A 10,953-nucleotide genomic window follows, 5' to 3' on the forward strand; every position below is an offset into this window, starting at 1 on the left:
CAGATCGGCAGCCATGGAGAGGTGCGGTTGGCAGTGAGGCTGGAGCATTCGGCATTCATGATGACCCCTGGCGTCTGTCGAGAAGCGCCGTTCAGTGGCGATGGGGGGAATCATAGAAGCGCCGAGCAGTGAAATAATGCAGCAAGTTTCATTCGTACAGATGCAGATTTACATCATAGGGGGATCGACATGAACTGGGATGATACGCGGATCTTTCTCGCCCTGTGCCGCGAGCAGACCCTGCGGAGCGCGGCCCGGGCACTGGGTGTCGACCAGGCCACCGTCGGGCGCCGTCTGGCCTCCCTGGAGCACGCTTTGGGCGCTACCCTGTTCCTGCGCACTTCCCGCGGCTACAGCCTGACGGCCGCTGGCGAAGTGGCGATGACCGCAGCGCTGAACATGGAGTCCTCGGCCGCCGAGCTGCAGCGGCAGATCCTCGGCATGGACGACCGCATGAGCGGCGTGGTGCGGGTCACCACCACCGACTCGTTCGCCATCGACTTCGTCATCCCGGCGATCGCCCGCCTGTACCAGGCGCAGCCCGGCATCGAGGTGCAACTGCAGGCCTCGACCCAACTGCTCAACCTGAGCAAGCGCGAGGCGGACATCGCGGTGCGCACCCTCAAGCCGGAGAACCCCGATCTGATCGTGCGCCGCGTCGCGCGCTGGAGCAGCGCCATCTTCGCCTCGGCGGACTACGTGCAAGCCCGCGGTGTGCCCGAGCCCGGCACGGCGTTCGCCGGGCATGACCTGGTGCTCTATCAGCCGTATCTGGACAGCGGCAAGGAGGTGACGCTGGGGTCCGAACCGATCACCCATGGCCGCATCGCCATGACCTGCACCTCCGGCCTGCTGGTGCGCCGCGCACTGATCAACGGTCTGGGCATCGGCGAGGTCCCGCTACCGTTCGGCGAGGCCGACGGTCTGGTGCGTCTGTGGCCCGCGCGCGAATGCCCGCCCTACGACATCTGGCTGGTGACCCACAAGGACGTGCGCCACACCGCCCGGGTCCGAGTGGTCATCGACGCCATCGCCGCGGCATTCGCTGCAGTATCCGGCTGAGCCTTCGTCACCCGGCTGCCAGCTATACCGGATCGAGGCAGAAAATATCGGCTGGATTTTCCGGGATGCCCAGGGGCAGTGGGGGAGCTTCAAGCTTCGAGCTGCGCGAGGTTGGGAAGGGCTGGCTTGAACAAAGAGGCTCAGGCCAACAGCTCTCCCCCGGCTGCTGATGGTATCTATTGGTAGATATGAGTATCTGCAAATAGATATCAAAAGCTATCAAGAGATATTAAGAGCTATCCCTTTCAATGTCTTTTGCTTTTTGAGGCCTTGATGAGGCGGTCGGTGGAGACATGGGCGCGAGCCGTCGCTGGGCTGAGCAGGGTCATCGGCGCCTCGGTCGGTTTCGTTTCGAGCGCTCAGCTTACCTGGCCGCGCTATTGCGACAGAACCCCTCATGGCATGTTCTCCAGGGAAGCCGCTTGATGAGCAGGCTGCGCGGCCGGTGTCCGGGACAGTAGGACGATGCCCACGGCGATCATCACACCACCCAGCAATTCGTGGGTGGAGAGCATTTCGCCCCCGGTGGCAAAGGCGATGAGTGCAGCAAAGAAGGGACACAGGAACAGGAAGCCACTGGTGCGGACAGCACCACCCGCATGCAACGCAGCGAACCACAACCCCATGGCGCCCGTCGAGGCGGGAATGGCCAGCCACAGGAAGGCGGCCGCCGTATCAGTTGGCAAGACGAACGGCTCGCCACGCCAAGCTGCCAGCAGAGTAAGTGCGGCCGCGCCGACGAGCATTTGCCAGAACGCCAGCGTCCAGGTGTCGATGGCCAAGCGAAAGCGCTTGCTGGCCAACGTGGCGAACGCCCAGCAGGCCGAACCCGCCATGACCAGCACTTCCCCGTGGCCGATGGCGCCGCTCATCACCGATTGCACGCCGATGCAGACCACCACGCCCGCGAAGGCCAGCAGCAGGCCCAGCCAGGTTTGGGGGCGCACCCGCTCCTTGAGCAGAATGCCGGCCAGCAACGCCACCAGCAGTGGATTACTGGCCATCAGGATCGCCGCTTTGGAGGCAGTGGTCTGCGTCAGGCCCATCGTCAAGAACGCCATGACGCCTGCCGTCTGCAAGAGGCCGATGACGGCCAGCCGCAGCCAGGGCAAGGCGGTGATCGGAACCGCCATGCCGCCAGCTACACGGTTGCGGTGACGCAACCACAGCCAAGGCAGCAGCGATAGGGCGGCTACGAAAAACCGCAGCGTGGCCAACCACACGGGCGGTAGCTCGGTCAGGACGACCTTGCTGGCGACAAAGGACGAGCCTTGCAGAAAGGTGGAGCAGAGTATCAGCAGGAGATAGCGGCGTTGCGCTACACGCGGATCCATGAAGTCAGGTCCTATCGGGAATGGTGGTAGGCGGTATGCCGCCGAATCACCAGATAGTGTGTTTCCCTGCAGCTCATCGAGCTTCGCTCGGAAAGACAATAATTACGCCGAACAGGACAAAGGCGTTACCAGCCTGCCTATGGGAAGTAGCGGCTGGGCGACTCCCCCAGCAGCCGTTTGAACATGGAGGAAAACGCACCTGGCGTGTCGTAGCCCATCTCCAGCGCCACGACCGTCACGGGTTCGCCGGCGGCCAGGCGCGGTAGAGCTGCCATGACGCGCGCCTGCTGCCGCCATACCCGAAACGGCACGCCAAGTTCAGCCGTGAACAGGCGCGACAGGGTGCGCGCCGTTGCGCCATGTTGACTGGCCCAATCGTCCAAGGTGCGGTTGTCCTGCGGGTGGGCCAGGATTGCTTCGCAGATCGCTGCCAACCGCCTATCCCGGCCCGTGGGCAAATGCAGCCTCTGTTCCGGCGACCAGGTGATTTCCTCCAGGATCAGACCCAGAATGCGGCTATCCCGGCTGTCCTCGGGGTAGTCAAGGGCAATCGCGGCTGCTCGCAGGATGAGTTCCCGCAGCAAGCTCGAAACCTGTACCGCGCTGGGTTGTTCAGGTGCATCGGCGGGATACCGATTCACTCGAACATATGCCGTGCGCAATGCCACCGGGCTGCTTCGTGTGCGCATGGCGTGGGCGATCCCTGCGGGCATCCACAAGGCACGTTGCGGCGGCACCAGCCACAGGCCGCTGTCCGTGCGAACTTCCATGATCCCGGAAACTGCGTAGATGAGCTGCCCACAAGCATGGGTGTGCCGCGGCACGACATGTCCCGCTGGATAGTCCTTCGCCATGACCACGATGGGGCGATCTGCACTTTCGTAGTCGCGCCTATCTACACTTTTTGCCAAAACGGAAATCCACGTATTGCAGTCGTTTAAGGGCCTGTTGACGTTTCGAACGAGAGGCGTTGATGAAGAAGAGTAAACCCGCAGAATTGAGGTTCGCGACTTGTGTCGCACTTGAGTAGGTATTTGCGGACAGGGCGGAACACCGCCTGATCTTTCGTTTGTCCTTGAGCACCGTTTCTCCACATGATCTTCTATGTCTGAGACGGGCTTTCGAACTTCGGCCAAAGAAAGATGAGCGCTTTTTCTTCAGGGGAATGCCAATGAGCCGGCTTGTCTGTGCGGACTTCGACGAGTTCGAAGAAGCGCTGTATGGCGTGCAAGGACGTTATGTATTGCGTTCGCGGCAGCAGCGCGACTGGCGGCTGCGGGTCGTAGAACTGAACGGGGTTGCCCTGATGTTCGGCCGGGAGGGTGCCGGGACCGTCTACAGCGGCGTCGGTCTTCCCGGCTTCTTCAATATCTTTCTGCCGCTGAATCGACACGAATGCACCGTGGTGAACGGGTATCGCTTCGATCGCCGCCTGCTGGCTTGGATGGTTCCCGATGCGATGTTCCACATCGATGCCAGTCAACCGGCGACCTGGATGACGGTGGCCATGTCATGCGAACGGGTGCTGCGCTGGGCGAAGGTGCACGAGGACGAGTTCGACCCTTCAATACTGTCGCGCAACCTGGTCAATGTTGCCCAGATAGATATCGCGCCACTCATCTGGCTCGCACGCCGCCTGTTTCGCATCGATCAGCAGGCGCCGGAAGACTTGCACAACCCTGCCGCGGAGCACGCCGCCCGGACAGAGTTGATGGACCGGGTGTTCCGCACGCTGCTCCCGCTTGCAACGCCAGGCCGGACACCGCGCTTTCGCCTGGATCACCAGCAGATTCTGCGCAAGGCTCTGGAGTTGCTGGCGTCGATCAAGGAGGCCCCGGTCCATATGGAAGACTTGTGCGTCGCGGCCGGCGCATCGGAACGTACGCTGCGCAATGTCTTCAACCGTTATCTCGGGATGAGTCCGCATCGCTACCTGATGATGCACAGGCTGCACACGATACGCGGCGCAATCCTTCAGGCGAGGCCCGGGGACACGATCACCGGCATCTGTGCGCAATACGGAGTATGGGATTTCGGCCGCTTCGCCGGCCATTACAGAACCTACTTTGGAGAGCTCCCCTCGCAATCGCTGCATGGCCGGCCGCGGACGGCTGGCACCCTTCCCCTCCATTCCATTATCCGTTGACACCGCGAAGAAGCGTCGCACTGGGGTACTCGCCGAAGAGGGCATAGTACTCCGAGGCCATGTGACCACAATCCGAATAGCCAAAGCGCATGGCTATCGCCATCACAGTGTCGTGCCGGTGATCGGCAACGGCGAGCGCGGCTCGTAGCAGGTGCAAGCGACGCAGCCTCAAGTAGCGGCTAGGTCCCATGCCAAAAGCCTCACTGAAAGCCGAACGCAATGTCCGCTCGCTGACGCCTGTCGCCCTGCACAGGTCAGCTAGTCGTAAGGGTTTGCCTTCCCTGTCTGGAAGCAGCTCGAGCACCTTGCCAATGATCGCTTCCCGCGAGGTGTGGCGTCTGCTCATGCGGGATGGGGTAAGCCTGGTTCGAGGTAACGGAACCTTAGCCTTGGTCATGTCCTTGATCGGGTGGGTTGGGATAGGCCTTCAGGCTGCGCCAAGCCTGCTTGGCGCACTACGTAAAACAGGCAAAGAGAAGAGATGACCGACCAGAGGCATACGGAACGTTTGAACCGCCCGGTGCCCAGCCCGGACCATGACGTTCGCTTGCCGATTTTACGTAGCCGCTGGGCAGCAGTCTCCGCAAGAATCCCCCACGACTCGCTATTCGCTGCATCGTCAATCGGCACTCTGGGGGGCATGGAACAGCCGTTCCCACTCCCGCTCCTCAACGACGCAATGGAGAGAGAAAGATCATGAGTACCATCACCACCCGCGACGGCACGCAGATCTATTACAAGGACTGGGGATCGGGTCCCGTGGTCGTCCTCAGTCATGGCTGGCCGCTGAACGCCGATAGCTGGGAATCCCAGATGTTTTTCCTGGCCTCCAACGGCTATCGCGTGATCGCCCACGACCGGCGCGGGCACGGACGCTCGAGTCAACCCTGGAACGGCAACGAGATGGACACCTACGCCGACGACCTGGCGCAACTCCTCGACACCCTGGACGTCGAAGATGCCTCGCTGTTTGGCTTTTCCACCGGCGGCGGCGAAGTGGCCCGCTACATCGGCCGCCATGGAACCCGACGTGTCGCCAGGGCGGGGCTGATTTCCGCCGTGCCGCCGCTGATGGTCAGGACCGAGGCCAATCCCGGCGGGCTGCCCATTGCGGTATTCGACGAGATGCGTGCCGCCTCCCTTGCCGACCGTTCGCAGCTCTACAAGGCTGTCGCCAGCGGCCCCTTCTTCGGCTACAACCGGCCGGGCGCCAAGCCCTCCCAAGGCGTGATCGATGCGTTCTGGCTGCAGGGCATGATGGCCGGGCACAAGAATGCCTACGACTGCATCAGGGCATTTTCGGAGACCGATTTCACCGAAGATCTAAAGAAGTTCGACATTCCGACTCTGATCCTGCATGGCGACGACGACCAGATCGTGCCGGTGGATGCGGCCGCCCGGGCCGCAGCGAAGCTGGTCAGTCATGCCAGACTGGTGATCTACCCGGGTGCGCCGCACGGCATCACCGATACGCACAAGGAAAAGCTCAACGCCGACATGCTGGCGTTCCTGCAGGGTTGAATATCCCTGCCTTCCATTCGTGCCGATAGCCTTGTCCATCGGCCCCTCAGCAGCAGGAGAAGGTCATGAGTAGCATGAACGCCAGCAGGAAGGCACTGATCGTCGTCGACATCCAGAACGACTATTTCCCCGGCGGCAGATGGACGCTCAGCCATGTCGAGGAGGCCGCTGGCAAAGCGGCGCTGATGATCGATGCCTTCCGGGAAGGCGGAAACCTGGTGGTGCACATACGCCACGAATTCCCCAGCGACGATGCGCCATTCTTCCGGCCCGGGTCCGAAGGTGCGCAGATCCATCCCAGTGTGCTCAACCGCCCGGGCGAGCACGTGGTGCTGAAGCACCATATCAACTCCTTCCGCGAGACCGACCTCAAGGCAGTGCTCGACCGCCATGGCATCGATGAAGTGGTGGTGGTCGGCAATATGAGCCATATGTGCGTGGATGGCATTACCCGTGCGGCGGTCGATTTCGGCTACCGGACCACAGTGCTGCATGACGCCTGCGCCACGCTCGACCTGGCGTTCAATGGCGTGAAAGTCCCGGCGGCCCAGGTGCATGCCGCCTTCATGGCCGCGCTCGCCTTCGGCTATGCCTCGGTCGTGTCCACCGCCGACTATCTGAAGACGTGCGGGACATCGCGTCCGGCGAGCTGACCCCAACGACCATCGGGAGCACCAAGGGTGAACCCCGGGGGACTGGGGTGCCCCCTACCCTGACTGCAGGAGCGCAGAATGAACGCAAGCCTCTACTCCCGCGACGACACAGCCTTGCTGCTCGTCGACCCCTACAACGATTTTCTCAGCGATGGCGGGAAGCTGCACGGCCTGGCCAAGCCAGTCGCCGATGCCGTGGATACGCTGGCCAACTTGCGCGCGGTGGTCGACGCCATGCGCCGGGCCGGCATCCGGATTTTCTATGTGCCGCACCACCGGGCCCGGCCCAACGACTTGCAGAGCTGGAAGCATCCGAGCCCCTACCAGCTGAATGCGAGTCATGCACAGGTGTTCGCTGTCGACAGCTGGGGCGGTGAGTGGCATCCGGACTTTCAGCCCCAACCGGGCGATATCGTGGTCCATGAGCACTGGGGCGCAAGCGGCTTCGCCAATACCGACCTCGATTTCCAGCTAAAGCAGCATGGCATCGAGAAGGTTGTGGTGGTTGGGATGCTGGCCAACACCTGTATCGAGTCCACCGGCAAGTTCGCGGCGGAGCTGGGCTATCACGTGACCCTGGTTCGCGACGCCACGGCGGCATTCAGCGCCGAAGCCATGCACGCCGCCCATGAGATCAACGGACCGACCTACGCTCACGCGATTGTCAGCACTTCCGAGCTTCTTGCCGCATTGCACCAGGATTCAGCGTCCCGGTTTTAAAAATCATGATCGCAATATAAATGCAGGCGCGCCCCGGTGTGCCGACAATCAGGGAGAGAGTTGCATGCGTTACATGACCTTCGGCCGGAACACCGGCCTGCGCGTTTCCGAGCTGGCGCTGGGCACCGGCAACTTCGGCACGGGCTGGGGCTACGGCAGCGAGCGCGACGAGGCGCGGCGGGTGTTCGACGGCTACGTGGAGGCCGGCGGCAACTTCATCGACACCGCCGACATCTACCAGTTCGGCCAGGCGGAGACGCTGCTCGGCGAGTTCATCGCCGGCGACCGCGAGCGCTTCGTCGTCGCCAGCAAGTACGGCCTGGGCGCCTCGCCCGACGCCGGGGTCTCGCGCACCGGCAACGGCCGCAAGAACATGGTGCGCTCGCTGGAGGACAGCCTGAAGCGGCTCGGCACCGACTACCTCGACCTCTACTGGGCGCACACCGCCGACGGCGTGACGCCGCTTGAGGAAATCCTCCGCGCCTTCGACGATCTGCTGCGCGCCGGCAAGATCCTCCACGCCGGCCTGTCCAACTTTCCCGCCTGGCGCATCGCCCGCGCGGACCTGCTGGCCGAGCTGCGCGGCTGGGCGCCGCTGGCCGGCATCCAGTTCGAGTACAGCCTGGCCGAGCGCAGCGCCGAACGCGAACTGCTGCCGATGGCCGAGGCGCTGGGCCTGGGCGCGGCGCTCTGGTCGCCGCTCGGCGGCGGGCTGCTGACCGGCAAGTACCGCGCGGGCACGACGGAAGGCCGCCTGAGCGGCCTCGGCACCCTGGTGCGTACCGAGAACTCGCCGCGCGAGACGGCGATCCTCGATGCCCTGCAGGCGGTGGCCACGGAACTGGAAGCCTCGCCGACCCAGGTGGCCATCGCCTGGCTGCGCGAGCGGGCGGCCCGCTCGAGCACCAGCCTGATCCCCATCCTCGGGCCGCGCACCCGCGAGCAGCTCGACGCGACCCTCGGCGCGCTGCAGCTCGCCCCGAGCGCGGAACAGCTCGCCCGCCTGGAGGCCGCCAGCGCCGTCGCCCCGGGAACGCCCCACGAGCAGATCGCCGGGCAGCTGCCGGCCGCCCTGGGCGGCCACCCGGACTTCCGGATGCCGACCATTCCCGTCGCCTGAGCAACCTGCGCCTCCATCACTTATCGACACATCCGTCGACCTCGACAAGGAGCAAGCATGGCCATCGACAAGCTGCTGTCCCCCTTCCGCCTCGGCACGCTGACCCTGCCCAACCGCGTCGTCATGGCGCCACTGACGCGCTCCCGGGCAGCCCAGCCGGGCGACGTGCCGACCGCCCTCAACGCCGAGTACTACGCGCAGCGCGCCGGCGCCGGGCTGATCGTCGCCGAGGCGGCGCAGATCTCCCGCCAGGGCCAGGGTTATGCACTGACCCCGGGCATCTACTCGGGCGCACAGATCGACGGCTGGCGCTTGGTGACCGACGCGGTACACCGCCAGGGCGGGCACATTGCGCTGCAGCTCTGGCACGTGGGGCGCATCTCCCACGCCTCGCTGCAGCCCGGCGGCGGTCAGCCGGTCGCGCCCTCGGCGATTCGCGCCAACATGCAGACCTTCATCATCCAGGCCGACGGCACGCCCGCCCATCCGCCATGCGACGAGCCGCGCGCCCTGTGCACCGAGGAAATTCCCGGCATCGTCGCCGACTACGCCCAGGGCGCCCGCAACGCCATCGCCGCCGGCTTCGACCTGGTGGAGATCCATGCCGCCAACGGCTACCTGCTGCACCAGTTCCTCGCCACCGCCACCAACCGGCGCACCGACGCCTACGGCGGCTCTCTCGAGAACCGCGCGCGCCTGGTGCTGGAAGTCGTCGATGCGGTGGTCGCCGCGGTGGGTGCCGAACGGGTCGGCATCCGCCTGTCGCCCTGGATGCCCTACAACGACATCGAGGATGCCGAAGCCGGACCGATGGCGCTGTACCTGGCCGACCAACTGGGCCGGCGCGGCCTCGCCTACCTGCACCTGCACGAGGCCGAATGGATGGGCGTGCCGGGCTACCCCGAGGACTTTCGCGAAGCCGTCCGCGCCCGCTTCCCCGGCGCCATCGTGGTCTGCGGCGGCTACACTGCGGCCCGTGCGGAAGCCCTGCTGCAAACTGGACTGGCTGACGCAGTGGCCTTCGGCAGGCCCTATATCGCCAACCCCGACCTGGTGCAGCGCTTCGCCCAGGGTGCGCCCCTTGCCGAGGCGGATCAGGCGACCTTCTACGGCGGTGGCACCGAAGGCTATACCGATTATCCGGCTTGGGCTGGTTGAACTCGGTTACCTGTGAATGCTCCCCTCATCATGCTGCGCATTGATGAGGGACTTCCCGCTCTCGCAGCCAGAGCGTTGAGAGCGTGACCGGCATTCCCGGTTTGCCAAGGGGCATGCTGACGACGGTGTTGTGCACGTCGCACATCTGCGCCCAGAGCCGGCGGGTGGCCTCGACGATACTGTCGGCGGCCCGTCGCATGCGCTCGTTCTGCAGTTTTTCTCCGGGGAAGTGGAACAGTCCGATTTTCTCGTCCGCGCTGGCGAGGTAGTTGTTCAACGTCTCCTGAACGCTGCGGACCATTTCCCAGTTCTGGGAGTTGATGGCCCGGGCGATGTCGGTGAGGCGCAGGTTTCCGAGCTTGTGCTTGTACTTCGTACCGACAGCACCGTAGGCCAGGCCGTGAGAGGTCTTGCAGGTCACGTTGAGGGGGAATTTCTGCTTGGCGGCGACCTCGACGCTCTTGTTGTAGCAGAGGTACAGAATCCGGGCCTGCGGACGGGCCTGGGAGTAGCCCACCAGGGTCGTGGTCTTGCCGGTGCCGGCGAAGGCGATGAGCTTGAGGATTCTGGCCTGCGAGCGGATCGCCGGCTCCTGTTCAAGGGTGAATTGCATGGTCCTGATCTCACGCCTGCGTTGTTCTGACCATGCTACTCGGCAGCCGGCAAATCCCAAGGCGCCGAGCTGCACCTTGGGGCCGTGTTGCAGGGCGATGCGTCCCGCAACGCCGCATGGGGCCTCCGTCGTGCCTTACGCTAAAACGGCAACAGGCCCTACAGAAATATCAATAAAATTCTTGGTGAAACGATTCATTTTAAGTAAAGTGCGAGGAAAGGCTATTTTGTCAATGAAATATCTGACACTAAGGTGAAACTGTTTCAATGGCACAGGATTGGGCGCAGGCTTGCTCACCGCCCAAACAGTCTTGACGGTAATTGACTAAAACAACAAAACGGCCGTGGCAGGCGCTGCTTTGTAAGGTTACAGACCGCAAAGAGAGCGCGGTCTCGTCTCAGAGTCGAGAGGGATTCCTTATGCTTCCAGCTGCCTATACACCCGTGAGCGGGGGCGATATCCATCCTTCCCCTGAATGTCCTGCGTCTTTCCCTAGCAGACACTCTGCTGCAGTAAGACCATAAGTCCTGCCCAATATGCTCCTCTGCTATTACAAGTCGGTTTTTCCCGTCACCGATTTCTTGTCTTGAAGCCATTAACCCTGAGGTCGCATACCCTCAGGAAAA

General features: G+C 63.5%; 11 protein-coding genes. 7 read left to right on the forward strand and 4 right to left on the reverse strand.

The features are described from left to right. The first annotated feature begins 189 nt into the window (after nt 1-189). Nucleotides 190-1,062, forward strand: coding sequence for a LysR family transcriptional regulator (locus BMY22_RS21455; RefSeq protein ID WP_090625294.1), 873 nt, complete (start codon nt 190-192; stop codon nt 1,060-1,062). 395 nt (nt 1,063-1,457) lie between these two features. Here BMY22_RS21455 and BMY22_RS21460 read toward each other — a convergent pair whose 3' ends face one another. Both BMY22_RS21460 and BMY22_RS21465 read right to left on the reverse strand, forming a co-directional pair. Then, nucleotides 1,458-2,396, reverse strand: a complete 939-nt coding sequence (locus BMY22_RS21460) for a DMT family transporter (protein WP_090625295.1) — start codon at nt 2,394-2,396, stop codon at nt 1,458-1,460. A gap of 137 nt (nt 2,397-2,533) precedes the next feature. After that, entirely contained in the window at nt 2,534-3,307 is a 774-nt protein-coding gene (locus BMY22_RS21465; protein WP_244158958.1) for an AraC family transcriptional regulator, read from the reverse strand. Nucleotides 3,308-3,567: 260 nt separating this feature from the next. On the opposite strand from BMY22_RS21465, the gene BMY22_RS21470 reads away from it, so the two are divergent. Continuing rightward, complete coding sequence (locus BMY22_RS21470) at nt 3,568-4,542, forward strand: helix-turn-helix domain-containing protein (RefSeq protein WP_090625298.1); 975 nt, start codon at nt 3,568-3,570, stop codon at nt 4,540-4,542. Here BMY22_RS21470 and BMY22_RS25460 read toward each other — a convergent pair. Then, a complete protein-coding gene (locus tag BMY22_RS25460) occupies nt 4,532-4,939 on the reverse strand; it encodes a helix-turn-helix domain-containing protein (RefSeq protein ID WP_090625300.1) in 408 nt (135 codons plus the stop codon). The two genes, BMY22_RS21470 and BMY22_RS25460, sit on opposite strands and share 11 nt — an antisense overlap. A 299-nt stretch (nt 4,940-5,238) precedes the next feature. On the opposite strand from BMY22_RS25460, the gene BMY22_RS21480 reads away from it, so the two are divergent. From BMY22_RS21480 to BMY22_RS21500, 5 genes are all read left to right on the forward strand, one after another. Next, nucleotides 5,239-6,063 carry an alpha/beta fold hydrolase gene (locus tag BMY22_RS21480; RefSeq protein ID WP_090625301.1) on the forward strand — a complete coding sequence of 275 codons (825 nt, stop codon included), beginning with the start codon at nt 5,239-5,241 and terminating at the stop codon, nt 6,061-6,063. Nucleotides 6,064-6,128: 65 nt separating this feature from the next. Further along, nucleotides 6,129-6,716 carry a cysteine hydrolase family protein gene (locus tag BMY22_RS21485; protein WP_244158959.1) on the forward strand — a complete coding sequence of 196 codons (588 nt, stop codon included), beginning with the start codon at nt 6,129-6,131 and terminating at the stop codon, nt 6,714-6,716. 78 nt (nt 6,717-6,794) lie between these two features. After that, complete coding sequence (locus tag BMY22_RS21490) at nt 6,795-7,436, forward strand: cysteine hydrolase family protein (protein ID WP_090625303.1); 642 nt, start codon at nt 6,795-6,797, stop codon at nt 7,434-7,436. 64 nt (nt 7,437-7,500) lie between these two features. Continuing rightward, nucleotides 7,501-8,556: an aldo/keto reductase gene (locus tag BMY22_RS21495; protein ID WP_090625304.1), complete on the forward strand. Its 1,056-nt coding sequence runs from the start codon at nt 7,501-7,503 to the stop codon at nt 8,554-8,556. Between the two features lie 57 nt (nt 8,557-8,613). Beyond that, nucleotides 8,614-9,714, forward strand: a complete 1,101-nt coding sequence (locus tag BMY22_RS21500) for an alkene reductase (RefSeq protein ID WP_090625306.1) — start codon at nt 8,614-8,616, stop codon at nt 9,712-9,714. 28 nt (nt 9,715-9,742) lie between these two features. Here the strand turns inward: BMY22_RS21500 and BMY22_RS21505 are convergent, their stop codons facing one another. After that, nucleotides 9,743-10,327 carry a DEAD/DEAH box helicase family protein gene (locus tag BMY22_RS21505; RefSeq protein WP_208599367.1) on the reverse strand — a complete coding sequence of 195 codons (585 nt, stop codon included), beginning with the start codon at nt 10,325-10,327 and terminating at the stop codon, nt 9,743-9,745. Between the last annotated feature and the right edge of the window lie 626 nt (nt 10,328-10,953).

The sequence above is a fragment of the Azotobacter beijerinckii genome (genome assembly GCF_900110885.1).
GTDB lineage: Bacteria > Pseudomonadota > Gammaproteobacteria > Pseudomonadales > Pseudomonadaceae > Azotobacter > Azotobacter beijerinckii.

Excerpts from the sequence above, each read along its gene's own strand:
- BMY22_RS21460 (WP_090625295.1), bottom strand. The coding sequence starts at position 2,396 with ATGGATCCGCGTGTAGCGCAACGCCGCTATCTCCTGCTGATACTCTGC.
- BMY22_RS21480 (WP_090625301.1), top strand. The coding sequence starts at position 5,239 with ATGAGTACCATCACCACCCGCGACGGCACGCAGATCTATTACAAGGAC.
- BMY22_RS21490 (WP_090625303.1), top strand. The coding sequence starts at position 6,795 with ATGAACGCAAGCCTCTACTCCCGCGACGACACAGCCTTGCTGCTCGTC.
- BMY22_RS21455 (WP_090625294.1), top strand. The coding sequence starts at position 190 with ATGAACTGGGATGATACGCGGATCTTTCTCGCCCTGTGCCGCGAGCAG.
- BMY22_RS21485 (WP_244158959.1), top strand. The coding sequence starts at position 6,129 with ATGAGTAGCATGAACGCCAGCAGGAAGGCACTGATCGTCGTCGACATC.
- BMY22_RS21495 (WP_090625304.1), top strand. The coding sequence starts at position 7,501 with ATGCGTTACATGACCTTCGGCCGGAACACCGGCCTGCGCGTTTCCGAG.
- BMY22_RS21470 (WP_090625298.1), top strand. The coding sequence starts at position 3,568 with ATGAGCCGGCTTGTCTGTGCGGACTTCGACGAGTTCGAAGAAGCGCTG.
- BMY22_RS25460 (WP_090625300.1), bottom strand. The coding sequence starts at position 4,939 with ATGACCAAGGCTAAGGTTCCGTTACCTCGAACCAGGCTTACCCCATCC.
- BMY22_RS21505 (WP_208599367.1), bottom strand. The coding sequence starts at position 10,327 with ATGCAATTCACCCTTGAACAGGAGCCGGCGATCCGCTCGCAGGCCAGA.
- BMY22_RS21500 (WP_090625306.1), top strand. The coding sequence starts at position 8,614 with ATGGCCATCGACAAGCTGCTGTCCCCCTTCCGCCTCGGCACGCTGACC.